This window comes from Nocardioides sp. Z13_37, assembly GCF_058355585.1.
This window is the reverse complement of sequence record NZ_JBZGDV010000011.1, coordinates 23,569-38,848: the sequence shown is the minus strand read 5'-3', so window position 1 is coordinate 38,848 and position 15,280 is coordinate 23,569. Positions and strand designations below refer to the sequence as shown.

Genomic DNA, 15,280 nt, shown 5'->3' with positions numbered 1-15,280 from the left:
CATCGTGCAGCACGTCCTCGGGAGCCTTCATCCGGTGTTGCGTTCTTTCGCCTCGGGTCGTGGGTCCACGGCGGAGATGGGAGTGATCCACGACTGGTGTGTGGCGCTGTTCTTGGTGATCGCGAGCAGGGCGTCCATGTGGGGCTCGAGCCCGGTGACCTTGTCGAGGGGAACGCCGACGATCAGCTGGAAGCCGAGACCTCGCCACGCCTGGACGGCACGGCCCGCGAACTCGGAGTCGGCCTTGACGAACCCCTCGTCGAGGAACACCGGCGCGAACCGCGGGCGTGAACGCATCTCGTCTCCCAGCCGGAAGCGGAGCGCGGAGCCGACGATGAAGGCGACCAGCTCTTGGCTCTCGCCGCCGCTCTTCTCCCCCAGCGTGCGGTAGGTGGCACGCAGCTCGCCGGTCGCGTGGTCGTAGCGCTCAGCGCTGATCTCCACGTGGCGGCGTACATCGAGCAGACGCTCGCGGTTCGTCAGCGTCGTCGCGGCGTCGCCGACCTGGCTGGGCTTGCGAAGCTGCTGCATGAAGCTGCTGAGCTCGGCGAACCGCTTCTCCAGCGCCTCTTCCGTGAGAGCGGAGGTCGAGCCCGAGGAGAGGGTGCGGAGATCCCGCATGAACGTCTGCACATGGGCCGGCGCCAATCGTCGGAGACGGATCCTGAGGCGGTCGCCTGATGCGCCGAACTCGAGGCGCCGCAAGATCCCGTTGATCGGCTCGAGACGGTCCTCGATCTCCTCCACGCACGCCGCCATAGCCCCGACCAGGGGCACGAGGTCTTGGCCGCTCCACTCGGTGAGGCGCCGCCTCCACTCGGCGCGGCGTGCGGCCAGGCCTTCGCCCTGGATGTCCTCGAGGATGCGGGCGTAGTCGGGGTAGGAGTCCGCGGTCGAGCCGAGGTTCGGTGAGTCCCACTGGAACTTGTAGACCCGGAAGATCTGCACGAGGTCCTCGTCGACGCGCCTGACCGCGGCCTCGGCGTCGGTGACCGCCTCACGCAGTCGCTGGACGAGCCGCTGGGAGGTCTCGCTGAACCGCGCCAGGTCGCGGGGGTCGGCTGGTTCTGCGGCCGCGGCGAACTCCGCGGCAAGTGCCTCCTCCTGTTCGGGGCCGATGACGACCGTGCCGTCCTCCTCGATGGCGTGGATCCGGTCCTTGACGCTGTCCTCGGCGTCGACCAGCTCGGCGTGCACCTCGTTGAGCTCCCGCTGGCGCTGTTCGAGGCCGTAGCGGGTCCGGCGCGCCTCCTCGAGTCGGGCGGTGAGGTCGTCGATCTGGGTCTCGAGCGCCTGCAGGCGGTCGTCGGACTCCAGGATCGCTGCGCGGCGCTGCTCCAGGTGCGCGATGCGGCGGTCACTGCCGTCGACGTCGAAGTCGTCGAACCGCGCGGTGGCGACGGCGTCGTAGGAGGTGCGCTGCTGCTCCAGCACCCGCGCCTGCCGGTCCAGCTGGCCGAGCTCCGCGGAGACGGCGTCGAGCTGCTCCTCGAGGTCGGCAAGCTCGGCGTCGATGTCGGCGATCGCGTCCTCGTTGGAGAAGCCGATGATGCTGCGCGCGTCGTTGCGACCGTGGGCGCCTCGCCGGCCGTTGCGGGTCTGGCCGGCGAGGGTGACGCGGAAGCCCGGTCCTGCGAGGCCCTCGGCGGACTCGACGCACAGAGCGTTGCGGGACGGCTCCTCGACGTGTGCCCGCACCCAGCCGGTGAAGGGTGTGTCCTTGAACACGAGCTTGCCACCGACCCGCTCGGGGTCGGCTGGTCCTGGGTCGGGCAGGTCGAGCTCGACCCCCTCGAAGACGAGCCGCCCGCGCAGGTGCAGTCCGTCGATGGCGGAGGAGAACCGCTCCAGGTGCTGCAGCGGGACCAGCATCATCCGGGCGCTGGCGCCAAGCACCGTCTCGATGGCGGTTCGCCATCGCGCCTCCTCGGCAGCGACGTCGACCAGCTCGGCAACGAACGGCAGGTCGTCGAGGCCGAGCCCGCTTGCTCGCGCCACCTCCGCGCGCAGCTCGTGCATGCGGGCCGGCATCCGGCCCGAGCGGCCCTCCATCGACGCCCGCTCGCGGCGCAGCTCAGCCTGTCGCTGGCTGAGGGGGAACTGGCTGCGCAGCACAGCGTCACGCTCGCGCCGCAGCCGCTCCTGTTCCCTCTGGTAGCCGGCGAGCCACTGTTGGGCGTGCAGCTGCAGCACGGCGAACGCCTCGCCGGAGAGCAGTGCGCCGTCGACGTCGGGGGCGCGGGCGTCCGTGGCGTCGATGAGCGGGAGCATTCGCTCCTGGAGGATGGTTCGGCGGGCCAGCCGGTCCTCCCGGATGACCTGCTCTTGTTCCAGGGACAGGGCGAGTGACTGGAGGGTCGCTCCCCCAGCGGCCCGGTGTGCTTCCTGTGCCGCCTCGAGGTCTGCGAGGTGGGTGCGCTCGACGGACGTGGTCGCGCTCAGCTCGTCGGCGGCCGCCGCCCGCTCGGCCCGGTTGTCGACGACGGCGGCCTCGATCAGTCGCAGGTGGGTGCGCAGCAACCACATCCGCAGTGGTGTGTCACCGCCCCTCGTCACCCCGTAGGCATCGAGCTCGTCCAGTCGCCGGGTCGCGCCCACCTTGCGGTCGTGCAGCTCGGTGATCGACCCGAGCAGCTCGAGCTTCTGCTCCTCGGTGCGCATCGCTGAGTGGGCGGTGTCGAGGTCGTCGAAGTGCTCGATCGCGCGGTCGGCAGCGGCGAAGGTCGAAGGGCGCTCGAGGACCATGTCCTTGTAGAGCTCGTCGACGCTGCGGACCTGGTTGCCGGCCTGGATCCGGGCGAGAAGCCGCAGCGCCTTGGCGCCGTCGCCGTTGGCTCCGATGCCGAGACGGGCGTGCAGCACGGCCGCGAACTCGGCGTAGGTCCGGTGCACCCGGATCCCGGGGAAGATCTTCTTGAGCGTGTTGGCGTGGAACCGCTCGGGCACCGCGACCTCGAGCAGGTCGAGCGTCAGCGCGCCCTCCTGCGTCGCGAGCTGCATCTGGACGTCGCCGGAGCGGGTGGCGCGGCGCGGGACGTAATAGGTACGAAGCGCGGTGAACCGGCCGCCCCGGTCGTTGACGAACGTCATCGCGATGGCGCCCCACGTGTCGGAGCCCCTGCCGCGCAGTAGTTGCTCGACCGGCCGCCCGGTGCGGGGGTCGTCGATGACGTCGACCGCGCCCCGAAGGTACGAGAGCAGGTTGCGCTGCCCGGCCCCGCGAGCGCGGCCGGCGACCGCATCGTTGGACGCGCCGTTGAACTTGGTGTCGGACGGCATCATCAGCGCCGTGTAGGCATCGAGGATGGTGCTCTTGCCGACACCGGAGGCGCCGGAGATCATCGTGGCGTCGCCGCGCAGAGGCACCGCCGTGAGGCCGCCGAACCCGCCCCAGTTGACCATCTGCAGCAGCGACGCGCGCCACTGCATGGTGTCGTCGGAGGGGGTGGCAACGTCACGCTGCGCGAAGAGGCCGCCGACATCCGCCGCGTCAGTCCCGTGGATGGACAAGCTCACTGCTCCCTCGCGTCGTCGTCGGCGGCGTGGCCGTCCGGGTCGGGCTCGTCGTCGAAGAGGTGGGACGACTCGGGCTCCGGGAGCACCTCGCTGCTGGTGGCCGCCGTCAACGCCTCGAGCAGCTCTTGCAGGAGCTCGAGCGGCAGGAGCGGCTCCACGGCCTCGCTGATCTCGAAGCGCTCGTCGTTGCCGGAGGGGATGAGCAGACCGGCCTTGACGATGCTGGCGATCGCATTGCGCGCCCGCTTCTCGTCGCCGGCCTCGTCGGTGGCGTGCGCGGGTCGGAAGCTGGCGACGTAGGACACGACGTCCTCGCGGTCGATGAACACCCGCACGTCGCCACTGGCCAGCCCGGCGCGCAGCCGGTCTCGTAGGTGCACCAGGACGAGCGTCTCCTCGCGCGACCACGCGGCATCGTAGAGCAGCGTCGGGAACCGGCTGCCCGTCTCGGATGTTGCCTGTCGCTTCCAGGCCACCTCGCTCGGGCGGTCGACTTGCAGGTCGAGGAACAGGTCGTTGAGACGGGAGCGGATCAGCCGTTCGTGCTCGACGAGCACCGGCCAGTCGCGTGGGTGGGTGCGCGCGCTGATGAAGCGCTGTTTGAGCAGCGTGACGAGGACCCGCCGCTGTGCGTACTCGAGCCCGCCCTCGTCGCCTTCGAACAGGGAGACCGAACCGTCGTCGAGCAGGGCCTCGACGAGTCCGTCGTCGGCTCCAGCCTCAGCGCCCGCGTGGGTTTCGGTCTCAGGTTCGGTGTCGATCTCGACGCTCATGCGCGGGTCTCCGTGTCGTGCTGGGTCTCGTCCAGGTCTGGGTCGGGCAGCGGCGTCCGTGGCACCGCGAAGATGCGCGTGCTTCCGTCGGGGCGGATGGTCGCGTAGGACTCGGTCTCGTCCTCGGCCAGCCACTCGCGGTCGGCGGCGAGGTGGAGCAGGCCGAATATCTCGACCGGCCTGCGCAGTGACGGTTCCAGATCGTCGAACAGTGCGCCGAGGGAGGAGAATGGCAGCAGCGATGAGGCGGCGGCGTCGAGCCGCTCTCGCAAGGCCGCCAACTTGGGCCCACCCTGCGACACCAGCTCTGCGAGCGAGACCGTGGGCGCCAGGTCTGCGTCGGCCACGGTGAGGCGCTCAGGCAGCACGTCGTCGGCAGGGTCGTAGAAGCGCTCGCGCAAGTGATCGATGCTCGTGCGCGCGGGGAGCAGCGGTACGTCGTGGGTGGCGCGCGGCCCGGTCGTGGCCATCCACGTCATCAGCTCGGCCTCCACCTGGCGAAGCGTCTGCTCGAGCTCGCGGTCGCGGGCCGCGTCGTGGGAGACGATGTACTCCTTGAGGGTCGCCGTCACCCGCGACCGTTGCGCAAGCACCCGGTCGAGGCCGTCGCGGACCAGCCGTACGGTGCCGCGCAGCTCGGCTCGGTCCGCGTCGCTGAGGATCCGGTCCGACAGGGGGTGCTCGAGCAGGTCGGTGAGGTCCTCGCGAAGCTGCGCCACCAGCGCGTCGTCGCGCAGCAGCGCGAACGCACCCTCGAACGCTCGTCCTTCATGGGTGGCCGTCATGAGCGCGTCGGCTCGAGCCAGGTAGTCGTCGATCACGTCACCCGCCGGCCGGTCCTCGGCTCGGAACGCTGCGAGGATCTCGGTGCGGATGGTCGCGAAGCGCTCCTCGACGCGGGCGAAGTCACTTGGCAGCGCGGAGATCAGCGACAACAGCTCGGTGAACCCTTCGAGCATGTAGTCCTCGGTGGCTCCCTCCAGCACACCACCGTCGACCAGCCGATCGCGCTCAGCTCGCAGCCGCGCAATCTCTCCGTTGAGGATCGTGACGCGGGCCGTCCGATCGGGGTTGGCCTCGGAGTTGAAGCGCCGGACCGTGCCGAGGATGGTGGCGACCCGGTGCTCGCTGAGCGTGGCCCGATCGCGGGCCAGGTTCTTCACCAGCTCCAACGCCTGCTGGGCGTGCGAGGTCAGCACGTAGACCTCGTGTCCGCCCTCGTCGAGCGATCGGACCAGCCACTGACCACGCATCCAGCGCTGACAGATGTCGCGGCCGGTGCCACTGGGGACGTCCTGCTCCCCCGCCAGCCTCATCTGCGCGACATGCTCCTCGACCTGCGTGTGCAAGCGAGCCGTGGGGATCGGGTTGTTGCTGCGGCCGAAGGCGGTTCGGAAGATGGTGATCACCACGGGCGCCTGCCGTTGGTGGAGCAGCGTCAGCGTGGGTTGACCGAAGGCACCCTTGACGCGCGCAAGCTCGCCCGTGATCTCGCTCAACGTCTATGCCCCCGCTCGTTCCCACCTGGTGTTCGGGGCGCAAGCATGACAAAGCCCTCCGACGGGGGTGGCAGCCACCTGCCGGTTGGCGTGGCTGCTTCCCGCGACGTGCGGGTCGCCTCAGCGGACCACCATGACCGGGCAGCGCGCCCGGTGCAGGACCGCATGGCTGACGGAGCCGAGGAGGAGTCCGGCGAAGGGGTTGAGGCCCCGCGATCCCACGACGACCAGCGAGGCGTGCTTGGACGCCTCGACGAGCGCAGTGGCCGCCGGAAGTGCGATGAGGTCGGACTCGATGTCCACCTCGGGGTGGCGCGCGGCTGCGGCGGCGACGGTCGCCGCGAGCAGCTCCTGTTCGTCGTGGAGGACGCGGCCGAGGGCCTCCGGCATCTCCCCGTATCGATCGACGTGCACCGGGCCGACGGCGGCCGCACGCACCGCGGACACCGTCTCGCCAGTGGACCGGGCGTGACGGCACGCGGCGTCGAGCGCAGCGTCGCCCGCTGCGGACCCGTCCACACCGACGACGATCCGCCGCGCGGCCGGCGCGTCGGCGACACGGACCACGACGACCGGGCACGACGCATGGGTCGCGAGGTGCTGGCTCACCGAGCCGACGAAGAACTCACCGGCCCGGCCGTGCCCGCGACCGCCCACGACGAGGAGCGCGGCGTCGCGGGCGAGGTCGAGCAGGGTCGTCACCGCAGGGCCGCGCTGGCGGACCACCTCGCCGGCGTCGAGGGGCGACTCGTCGAGGATCGCCGTGGCCCGCCGCTCCACCTCGTCCCAGTGGTCCGCGGACTGCCACGCGACACCGGGCGTGGCACCGGGCTCCTCGGCGATCGCCACGGTCACCGGGCGGCGTTCGAGCTCGGCATCCCGCACCGCCCACCCCAGTGCGAGATCTGCGTCGGTCGACCCGTCGTAGGCGACGAGGATGCTGCGCGCGGTGTCGTCCATGTCGCGAGCATGCACGTGGGCGGCAGTCCACCGCCAGAGTCGGAGGTCCTTGCCGGCACCGCGGGGTCTCAGTCGCGCGGACTGCTCCGGGTCCCCCGGGCGGCGCCCAGGTGGGGCGGCGTGGGCAGGACCCCCGGCCGGTGGAACCCGGGCAGCCCGAGCAGGACGGCGGCGAGCACCGCGCCCATCCAGTCGAGCGTGAGGTCACCCACGGTGTCGGCGTACGCCGTGCCGGCCTCGCCCGAGCGGGTGACGAAGGCGAGGTACTCCCACACCTCCCAGGCGACCCCGAGGGTCATGGCGACCGACACCGACACCTCCAGCCTCCGCCGCAACGGCGCCTCGACGACCCCGGAGAAGATGACCGCCGCGGCTCCGAGCAGGCCGGTGTTGACGAAGTGGACGAGGTCGTCGAACCACACCACCTGGTCGTAGAGGTCGAGCCGGTTGCCGAGGATGTCGGAGAAAGCCGGCACGGTGATCATCAGGTCGGCCAGCCACGGATACGGCCCCGCCGGTCGGCGCAGCCAGTAGGACAGCGGGACCAGGAACGCGAGCAACGGGTAGGTGACGGCCCGGGTGCCGGGCGCCTTGCCCTCCAGGTTGCCCCACGAGGGGTCGATGGCCACCCGCGCCATCGCCAGGACGAGCAGCGCCTTGAGCAGCAGGTCCAGGACCATCACCCACGAGGGGACCACGCGCGGATGCACGCCCTCGGTGAGCGCGCTCACCCGTCGCACCCTCGCTGCTGTCCCGGCGGGCGGCGGGGCGCGGGGATGCGTGGTCCCGGGGAGTCGTCCGGCTGGGTCGTGGGCCGGGACGCCTCACTCACCCGATCGCGCGATGGGGATGCGCGTCGGCTCGGCCACCTCGCCGTCCGCCGGGATCGACACTGTCAGCACGCCCGAGGCGTAGGACGCGGTCACGTCCTTGCCCGTGCTCCCCTTGGGCAGCGGGAGGCGCCGGCTGAACGAGCCGAAGCGCAGCTCGCTGTGGTGGTCGTCGTGCTCCTCGTGCCGCCGCTCGCCGTGGATGACGAGGTAGCCGTCGTCGACGGTGACGCTGACGTCCTTGTCGGGGTCGATCCCCGGAAGGTCGGCCCGCACGACGTACTTGCCGTTCTCGCGGTACTCCTCCACCGGGATGAAGCCCTCGTCGTACGTCTGGCGGAAGGGGGCCACCGTCTCGAGCCAGTCCACCATCTCGGAGAAGGGGCTCTGGGTGCGTCGGGTCAGTGCCATGGGAGTGCCTCTCGGTCGGTCGGGGTCCGGTCTCCCCCATGTTGGTCCGCAGCACGCCGCCCCAGCAGAGGCGCACGCACCGGGCCACTCGGCCCGGGCCCCCCGACGGGTGCGTCCACCATCCCCGTCACCATCCCCGTCACCCTGCCCGTCACCATCCGCGCCGCCATGTCTGCTCGCCACCCCAGGGCCGGTCGCGAGGGCGGTCCGGCACGGCCACCGCGATCCACTCCACGAAGCCGTCCTGGTCCCTGCGCTGGAGCTCGTCGAGCAGCTTGCGGCGCTCCTCGACCAGTGACATCCGGCGTGGCACCGAGGTGCCCCGGTGCAGCACCTCGCGGGTGGTCCAGTCCCAGCGCCGGATGAGCTCGCGCGTGGTGAGCATCTCGGCCGGCCCGCTGCAGCGCCGGAGCGAGCGGGCCATCAGCCGGGCGCGCGCCGTCCGCAGGAAGCTCGGCGAGGTCAGCAGCAGCACCGCCCCGACCAGCACGCCCGAGCCGCCCCAGGTCGCCACGAGCGCGTCGGCCGTCGTCGCCCCCACCCCGAGCCAGGCCGCACCCCGCCTCGCCCAGCCCCACCGATCGTTGCGGTCCTCGGCGAACACGAGCCCGAGGAGGGCCCCGAACACGGCCATCACCGGACCCAGCACGGCCAGGCGCACCCACCCGCCGACCGCGAGGTCGTACGACACGCACGACACGACCACGAGTGACGTCGCCACCGCCCACACCCAGCGGTACACCCTCATCGTCTCCTCCTCCCGCTCATGGCGTGGTCGCCGCCGGGGCGAGCCCTGTCGCTCTCCACCGTGCCCGGCCTCCGTCCCGGGCCCCAGAGGCAGGCGGCCGGTGCCGACCGGCCGCGGAGCCGCTCGCGCCTCCGGGCCGACGTCATGGGCGCGGCGGTCCGACCGGCCGCCGTCCGGCCCGCCCCGGACGGCCCCCGTGGGACCGGGTAGAAGGACACTGCCCCCCTCGCGCGGGCGACGGCACTCTGGTCTCCGAGGAACGTCCCGAGGGGAGGCTGAGCGATGTCGCAGACACTCGTCGTGCCAGTACCGGTCCTGCGCCGGATCATCGCGGGTGCCACCAGCGCCCCCAGCGTGCGCAACACGAAGCCGTGGCGCTGGCGCGCCTCCGCGGACGTGCTGGAGCTGTTCGCCGACCGCACCCGGCGCCTGCCGTCGACGGATCCCGACGGCCGCGACATGGTCATCAGCTGCGGCGCCGCCCTGCACCACGCCCAAGCGATGGCCGCTGCGCTCGGCTGGAGCGCGACCGTGACCCGCCGGCCGGACCCCGAACGCCCCGACCTGCTCGCCCGGCTCGACCTCGCGTCGGGGGTCCCGTCTCCCGGGGCCGATACCGTGCTCGACGCCGTCGAGCAGGGCGACGCCGACCGCCGGCTCCCCGCCTCCCGCCCGGTGCCGAAGGAGCGTCTCGAGAGCCTCGCGGCGGCCGCGACGACCTGGGGCACGATCGGCCGGGCCCTGACCGACCGCGGCGAGCGCACCCACGCCGAGCGCCTCATCTCCCGGGCCGCGACGCTGCAGGGCCAGGACCGTGCCGCCGTCTCGGAGCAGGAGGCCTGGATCGGCCGGGCCACGCCGGAGGGCTTCGCGCCCGCCGGACCGGTGGACGGCCTCGTCATGCTCCTCGACCGCGACGACACCCCGGAGAGCTGGCTGCGGGCCGGCGAGGGCCTGAGCACGATGTGGCTGGCGGCGGCCGCCGACGGGTTGTCGATCGTCCCGCTGTCGCAGGCGATCGAGGTGGAGCAGACCCGCGAGGCGCTCCGGGGCGAGGTGCTCGGCGGGCTCGGCCACCCGCTCCTGCTGGTGGGCGTCGGCTGGCAGCCGACGGGCCCGACCGACCTGACGCAGACGCCCGTGCCCGTACGCCGATCCGACCGCCACCTGGCGCACGGGCGCTGACCGTCGCGCCGCCGCGCGGTGGTCCCACGACGCAGGGACCTTGGTCCCGCCGCATCACGGACGTCCTCCTCTCAACGCGACCCCACCGGTCGGCGGACAGTAGAGGTACCGGAAGACATCCGGCACCTGGAACCGAGGAGGAGATGACGATGAGCGTCATCCACCGCCAGCACCACATCAGCACCGAGGGCGTCACCACCTCCGAGACCGAGGAGGTCGCCCGCCCGGGCCTGTCCCGCGCCCTCGCCGTCTTGCGGATCGCCTTCGGAGTGACGTTCCTGTGGGCGTTCCTGGACAAGACCTTCGCCCTGGGCTTCCACACCGGCTACGACCAGGCAGGCAACCTCGACCGCTTCGGTCCCGCAGCCTGGATCAACGGCGCCAGCCCCACCGAGGGATTCCTCTCCTTCGCCGTGCCCGCCGACAACCCCTTCCACGGCTTCTTCACCTCCCTGGCCGGACACGCCTGGGTCGACTGGCTCTTCATGGCCGGCCTGCTCGGCATCGGGGTGAGCCTGCTGCTCGGGGTCGCAATGCGCATCGGCACCGCCGCCGGCGCCCTGATGTACGCCTTCATGTACGCCGCCTCGCTGCCCCTGGAGAACAACCCGATCGTCGACGACCACCTCATCGGCGTCATCGTGATGGTCGTCCTCGCCCTCGGCGCGGCCGGCGCCACCTGGGGCCTGGGCCGCTGGTGGAGCAACACCAGCCTGGTCCGCAGGTTCCCCGTCCTCCGCTGACACCAGTCCCCACCCCCCACGCACGGACCCGGCGCCCCACCCGGCGCCGGGTCCCTCTCACGTCCGGGGTCGGCCCGCCGCTCGGCGGCGCCGCAGGGTGCCGGGCAGGGTGAGCACGATGGCCAGCACGATGCCGATGAACATGCCGATCGTGTTGGCGGCGACGTCGCGCGGGTCCGACACCCGGCCCGGGATCTCGCGCTGGACGCTCTCGATCATCGCGGTCAGCACGATGCCGGCGGCGAGCGACACCAGCCACAGTCGCGTCCCGACGAGCAGCAGCAGGAACATCCCCAGCGGCACGAAGAGCCCGATGTTGGCGAGGAACTCGACCCGCTCGACGCTGAGCCGGCTGGTGACCGGGTCGAGGTCGGGGTAGCGCTCGAGCCGGGCCAGGACGCGACCGGCCAGGTTGGCGTAGTCGGGCTGGGCCTCTCCCGGGGTCAGCGTGACCAGCCCGACGAATCCCAGGTAGAGCAGGGTCAGCAGGCCGAGGAACGGGTGTCGGTGCAGCACCCGGCCCATCATCCGGGTTGCACCTGAGCGGCGCACCGCCGCGCCCGGCGTCGGTGGCATCGGGGAGGCTGTCCCCCATGACGCGCGTCCGGCTCTCCCGCCTCCCGGGCGAGCGCGTGCTGGTCACCGACGGCGGCGCCCCCCGCGAGCTGCCCGTCAGCGCGCTGGCGGCGTACGTCCGCGAGCGGGAGCACGGGCCGGACGCCCCGCGGTGGGTGTGGGACGACACCGCCCGCTGGTATCCCCCGCTGCTGGCGGCCGGGGTGCGGGTCACGCGCTGCCACGACCTCCGGCTCTGTCGCCGCCTGCTGTCCCGGGCACCGGCCGTCGACCCCTCCCTCCTGCGCGGTGACCAGGCCGACCTGTGGCACGTGCTGCGGCCCGGGTCCGGGGGGCAGGTCGGCGATCCCGTCCTGTTCGGCGGGGACGACGCGGTCGACCACCTGCGCGCCGACCTCGAGGACGATCGCCAGCTCGCCGCGATCGCCTCCTCGCCGGAGCAGCCGAGGCTCGCGCTCCTCGTCGCCGCGGAGTCGGCCGGTGCGCTGGCCGCGGCCGAGATGACGCACGCGGGGGTCCCGTGGCGCGTCGACCTCCACGAGGCCCTGCTGGCCGAACGGCTCGGTCCCCGCTCGGTCCGCGGCGCCCGCCCGCGCCTGCTCGAGCAGTGCGCCGACGACGTACGCCGCCTGCTCGACGCACCCGCCCTCAACCCCGACTCCCACCCCGACCTGCTCGCCGCGCTGCGCCGCGCCGGCATCGACGTCGGCGACATCCGCGCCTCGACCCTGCGGGCGGTCGACCACCCGGTCGTCGAGCCGCTGCTGCGCTACAAGTCGCTCGCCCACCTCTTCCAGACCAACGGCTGGGCCTGGATCGACGAGTGGGTGCGCGATGGTCGCTTCCGTCCCGTCTACCAGCCGGCCGGCTCGGCCACGGGGCGGTGGTCGTCCAACGGTGGCGGTGCGCTGTCGATCCCCGCGCAGGTGCGCTCGGCCGTCGTCGCCGACGACGGGTGGACCCTCGTCGTCGCCGACGTCGCCCAGCTCGAGCCGAGGGTGCTCGCGGGGATGAGCGGCGACCGTGGGCTGGCCGGGGCGGCGCGCGGCGCCGACCTCTACCAGGGGATGGTCGACGCCGGCGCGGTCGCGAGCCGCCAGGACGCCAAGCTCGGCCTGCTCGGGGCGATGTACGGCGCCACCAGCGGTGAGAGCGGCCGGATGGTCGCGGGCCTGACCCGCCGCTACCCGCAGGCGTTCGGGCTGGTGGAGGAGGCCGCGCGGGCGGGCGAGCGCGGCCAGGTGGTGCGCACGCTGCTCGGGCGGGGCAGCCCGTCGCTGGGCGGGGCGTGGGACGAGTCGCCCGACGCGCCACCGCCCGACCTCGACGCGCTCGACCGGCAACGCCGCGCGTTCGGCAGGTTCACCCGCAACTTCGTGGTGCAGGGCACGGGCGCGGAGTGGGCGCTGTGCTGGGTCGCCGACCTGCGCAACCGGCTCTGGCGACTCGGCGACGGCGTCCTCACCGACCGACCCCACCTCGTGTTCTTCCTCCACGACGAGGTGGTCGTGCACACGCCGGCCGCGCTCGCCGACGCGGTCGGCGGGGAGGTCAGGGCGGCGGCGGAGGCCGCGGGCCGGCTGCTCTTCCGCGACCTCGCCGTGGACTTCCCGCTCACCGTGAGCGTCGCGCGCTCCTACGCCGAGGCGGGCAAGTCCGCGGGCGCGGCGCCGACGGGTGGCCCGCCCGAGGGCTCGGACCTATCGTGAGGGCATGAGCGAGCGGGACGACATCACCGATCCGGACGTCACGGACATGTTCGACACCGACGCTGGCCCGCAGCCGGTGTGCCGGGTCTGTGGCGCCGTGGTGGCCGCGACGGACGTCTACCGCCGCGCCCACTGGGACTGGCACGAGGCGTCCAACGGCGCCTGAGCCGGCTTCGGTCTCACGCCCCCTGGCCGAGCGGCTCGATCTCACCCCGCTCGACGAGGTCCTCCAGGGCCGTCCGGCACCCGGACTCCCACCCGCCGGCGCCGTCCTCGAAGGAGACGACGGCCTCGCCGGCGCAGGCCTGGTCGGTCTGGTCCCCTGACTGCTCGCCGCGGTGGTAGGAGCACTGTCCCTCCGCCGCCGGTCCTCCGGCCGCGTGCAGGGACGGGTCGAACGTCTGCGACTGCCTCATGCCGCTCACCTTCCTCTGGTCGGTTCGTCCGTCTCGCCACCGTGCCACGGGCGCCGCTGCCGGGGCTCACCCCTGTGGTCCTCGTCTCACTCCGGGGGACGCGGACGGCGTGCGGGTTGCGCGCCGGGGCCGTTTGTTGATCTGGTCTCCCGATGGCCACTGGTATCGAGCATCCACGCGACCTGCCCACACCTGACGCCGTCGACGAGCCGCACCCCGCCCTCGACGCAGCCATCGAGCCCACCGCGGCGCACGAGCGCGGCCTGGACAAGCTCGTCTTCGGGGTCACCGCCGTCGTCAGCCTGGCGTTCCTCGCCTGGGGCTTCATCAACACCGACAGCCTCGCCGACGCCTCGGGCACCGGCCTGGCCTGGACGATGGAGAACACCGGCTGGCTGTTCGTGCTCACCTCCAGCGCCTTCGTCGTCTTCGTCATCTGGCTGGCGCTCGGCAAGTTCGGCAACATCCCGCTCGGCCGCGACGACGAGCAGCCGGAGTTCCGCACCATCTCCTGGGTGGCGATGATGTTCAGCGCCGGCATGGGCATCGGCCTGATGTTCTACGGCGTCAGCGAGCCGCTCACCCACTTCGTCACTCCCCCGCCCGGCACCGGCGCCGCCGGCGAGGCCGAGGCCGCGCAGAACGCGATGGCCACGACGATGTTCCACTGGACGCTCCACCCGTGGGCGATCTACGCGGTCGTGGGCCTCTCGGTGGCGTACGGCGTCTACCGCAAGGGCCGCCTGCAGCTGATCAGCTCGGCCTTCGAGCCGCTCCTCGGCCGCCACGCGCACGGGCTCGGCGGCAAGGCGATCGACATGTTCGCGATCTTCGCGACGCTCTTCGGCTCGGCGACCTCCCTGGGCCTGGGCGCCCTCCAGATCGAGTCGGGCCTCCAGATCGTCGCGGGCCTCGGCGACACCGGCAACGCCGCCCTCGTCGGCATCATCGCCGTCCTCACAGCGGCCTTCGTGCTCTCCGCCGTCTCCGGGGTGGCCAAGGGCATCCAGTGGCTGTCCAACATCAACATGGTGCTCGCGGTCGCGCTCGCCCTGTTCGTCTTCGTGGTCGGCCCGACCGTCTTCATCCTCAACCTGGTGCCCACCTCGATCGGCAGCTACGTCGCCGACCTGCCGATGATGGCCGCCCGCACGGCAGCCGAGGGCGCCGAGACCAGCGCCTGGCTGTCGACCTGGACGGTCTTCTACTGGGCCTGGTGGCTGTCGTGGACGCCGTTCGTCGGCATGTTCATCGCGCGCATCTCCCGCGGTCGCACCATCCGCCAGTTCGTCACCGGCGTGCTGCTCGTGCCGAGCATGATCAGCGTGGTCTGGTTCTGCATCTTCGGCGGCGCGGCGATCGACCTGCAGGAGAACGGCACCGACATCGCAGGTGCGGGAGGCCTGGAGAACCAGCTCTTCAGCACGCTCGAGGCCTACCCCCTCGCGACGGTGTCCAGCATCGTCGTCATGGTCCTGGTCGGCATCTTCTTCGTCTCCGGCGCCGACGCCGCCTCGATCGTGATGGGCTCGCTGTCCGAGCGCGGCACCATCCACCCCAGCCGCCCGACCGTCGTCTTCTGGGGAGTGGCGACCGGTGCCGTGGCGGCGGTGATGCTGCTCGTCGGCGGGGCCGACGCCCTCAGCGGGCTGCAGACCATCACGGTGATCGCGGCGCTGCCGTTCGTGCTGATCATGGTCGGCCTGGCGGTCGCACTGGTGAAGGACCTCGGCCAGGACCCGCTGGTCGTGCGGCGCAAGTACGCCCGCGAGGCCGTGGAGGCCGCCGTCATCACCGGCGTCACCGAGCACGGCGACGACTTCGTGCTCTCCGTCGAGAAGGGCGAGGTCGACAAGGGCGGGGCCGCGACGTCCGGGGCGGACGCGGCGCCGCGGTCCTGACGCCTAGGCTCGG

14 protein-coding genes are annotated in these 15,280 nt (G+C 72.3%); 5 read left to right on the top strand and 9 right to left on the bottom strand.

Features of this window, described 5'->3' with window-relative positions; genetic code table 11:
• Nucleotides 1–27 precede the first annotated feature (27 nt).
• From AC4H2S_RS19930 to AC4H2S_RS19900, 7 genes are all read right to left on the bottom strand, one after another.
• Nucleotides 28–3,516, bottom strand: a complete 3,489-nt coding sequence (locus tag AC4H2S_RS19930; RefSeq protein ID WP_491498728.1) for an ATP-binding protein — start codon at nucleotides 3,514–3,516, stop codon at nucleotides 28–30.
• Nucleotides 3,513–4,289: a DUF4194 domain-containing protein gene (locus tag AC4H2S_RS19925; RefSeq protein WP_491498727.1), complete on the bottom strand. Its 777-nt coding sequence runs from the start codon at nucleotides 4,287–4,289 to the stop codon at nucleotides 3,513–3,515. Before AC4H2S_RS19925 ends, AC4H2S_RS19930 begins: the two co-directional genes overlap by 4 nt.
• Entirely contained in the window at nucleotides 4,286–5,788 is a 1,503-nt protein-coding gene (locus AC4H2S_RS19920; RefSeq protein ID WP_491498726.1) for a DUF3375 domain-containing protein, read from the bottom strand. The genes AC4H2S_RS19925 and AC4H2S_RS19920 overlap by 4 nt, the downstream gene beginning before the upstream one ends.
• A 120-nt stretch (nucleotides 5,789–5,908) precedes the next feature.
• Nucleotides 5,909–6,748: a universal stress protein gene (locus tag AC4H2S_RS19915; RefSeq protein WP_491498725.1), complete on the bottom strand. Its 840-nt coding sequence runs from the start codon at nucleotides 6,746–6,748 to the stop codon at nucleotides 5,909–5,911.
• 68 nt (nucleotides 6,749–6,816) lie between these two features.
• Nucleotides 6,817–7,479, bottom strand: coding sequence for a DUF2238 domain-containing protein (locus AC4H2S_RS19910; protein ID WP_491498724.1), 663 nt, complete (start codon nucleotides 7,477–7,479; stop codon nucleotides 6,817–6,819).
• Between the two features lie 93 nt (nucleotides 7,480–7,572).
• On the bottom strand, nucleotides 7,573–7,989 hold the full coding sequence (locus AC4H2S_RS19905) for an Hsp20/alpha crystallin family protein (RefSeq protein WP_491498723.1): 417 nt from the start codon (nucleotides 7,987–7,989) through the stop codon (nucleotides 7,573–7,575).
• A 151-nt stretch (nucleotides 7,990–8,140) separates the two neighbouring features.
• Entirely contained in the window at nucleotides 8,141–8,737 is a 597-nt protein-coding gene (locus tag AC4H2S_RS19900; protein ID WP_491498722.1) for a hypothetical protein, read from the bottom strand.
• 282 nt (nucleotides 8,738–9,019) lie between these two features.
• Between AC4H2S_RS19900 and AC4H2S_RS19895 the strand changes: the two genes are divergently transcribed.
• On the top strand, nucleotides 9,020–9,922 hold the full coding sequence (locus AC4H2S_RS19895; RefSeq protein ID WP_491498721.1) for a hypothetical protein: 903 nt from the start codon (nucleotides 9,020–9,022) through the stop codon (nucleotides 9,920–9,922).
• A 149-nt stretch (nucleotides 9,923–10,071) separates the two neighbouring features.
• Nucleotides 10,072–10,665, top strand: coding sequence for a hypothetical protein (locus tag AC4H2S_RS19890; RefSeq protein ID WP_491498720.1), 594 nt, complete (start codon nucleotides 10,072–10,074; stop codon nucleotides 10,663–10,665).
• Between the two features lie 57 nt (nucleotides 10,666–10,722).
• Here the strand turns inward: AC4H2S_RS19890 and AC4H2S_RS19885 are convergent, their stop codons facing one another.
• Entirely contained in the window at nucleotides 10,723–11,181 is a 459-nt protein-coding gene (locus tag AC4H2S_RS19885; protein ID WP_491498719.1) for a VanZ family protein, read from the bottom strand.
• A 77-nt stretch (nucleotides 11,182–11,258) separates the two neighbouring features.
• Between AC4H2S_RS19885 and AC4H2S_RS19880 the strand changes: the two genes are divergently transcribed.
• A complete protein-coding gene (locus tag AC4H2S_RS19880; protein ID WP_491498718.1) occupies nucleotides 11,259–12,950 on the top strand; it encodes a bifunctional 3'-5' exonuclease/DNA polymerase in 1,692 nt (563 codons plus the stop codon).
• Nucleotides 12,951–12,954: 4 nt separating this feature from the next.
• Nucleotides 12,955–13,116, top strand: coding sequence for a hypothetical protein (locus tag AC4H2S_RS19875; protein ID WP_491498717.1), 162 nt, complete (start codon nucleotides 12,955–12,957; stop codon nucleotides 13,114–13,116).
• A 13-nt stretch (nucleotides 13,117–13,129) separates the two neighbouring features.
• Here AC4H2S_RS19875 and AC4H2S_RS19870 read toward each other — a convergent pair whose 3' ends face one another.
• The gene (locus tag AC4H2S_RS19870) at nucleotides 13,130–13,366 is read right to left on the bottom strand and encodes a hypothetical protein (protein WP_491498716.1); all 237 of its coding nucleotides are present in this window, start codon (nucleotides 13,364–13,366) and stop codon (nucleotides 13,130–13,132) included.
• A 152-nt stretch (nucleotides 13,367–13,518) separates the two neighbouring features.
• Between AC4H2S_RS19870 and AC4H2S_RS19865 the strand changes: the two genes are divergently transcribed.
• Complete coding sequence (locus tag AC4H2S_RS19865) at nucleotides 13,519–15,267, top strand: BCCT family transporter (RefSeq protein ID WP_491498715.1); 1,749 nt, start codon at nucleotides 13,519–13,521, stop codon at nucleotides 15,265–15,267.
• Nucleotides 15,268–15,280: the final 13 nt, after the last annotated feature.

Bases quoted from the DNA above. Each gene is read 5' to 3' on its own strand.
- AC4H2S_RS19925 (WP_491498727.1), bottom strand. From the start codon at position 4,289: ATGAGCGTCGAGATCGACACCGAACCTGAGACCGAAACCCACGCGGGC.
- AC4H2S_RS19915 (WP_491498725.1), bottom strand. From the start codon at position 6,748: ATGGACGACACCGCGCGCAGCATCCTCGTCGCCTACGACGGGTCGACC.
- AC4H2S_RS19905 (WP_491498723.1), bottom strand. From the start codon at position 7,989: ATGGCACTGACCCGACGCACCCAGAGCCCCTTCTCCGAGATGGTGGAC.
- AC4H2S_RS19900 (WP_491498722.1), bottom strand. From the start codon at position 8,737: ATGAGGGTGTACCGCTGGGTGTGGGCGGTGGCGACGTCACTCGTGGTC.
- AC4H2S_RS19895 (WP_491498721.1), top strand. From the start codon at position 9,020: ATGTCGCAGACACTCGTCGTGCCAGTACCGGTCCTGCGCCGGATCATC.
- AC4H2S_RS19890 (WP_491498720.1), top strand. From the start codon at position 10,072: ATGAGCGTCATCCACCGCCAGCACCACATCAGCACCGAGGGCGTCACC.
- AC4H2S_RS19880 (WP_491498718.1), top strand. From the start codon at position 11,259: ATGACGCGCGTCCGGCTCTCCCGCCTCCCGGGCGAGCGCGTGCTGGTC.
- AC4H2S_RS19875 (WP_491498717.1), top strand. From the start codon at position 12,955: ATGAGCGAGCGGGACGACATCACCGATCCGGACGTCACGGACATGTTC.
- AC4H2S_RS19870 (WP_491498716.1), bottom strand. From the start codon at position 13,366: ATGAGGCAGTCGCAGACGTTCGACCCGTCCCTGCACGCGGCCGGAGGA.
- AC4H2S_RS19865 (WP_491498715.1), top strand. From the start codon at position 13,519: ATGGCCACTGGTATCGAGCATCCACGCGACCTGCCCACACCTGACGCC.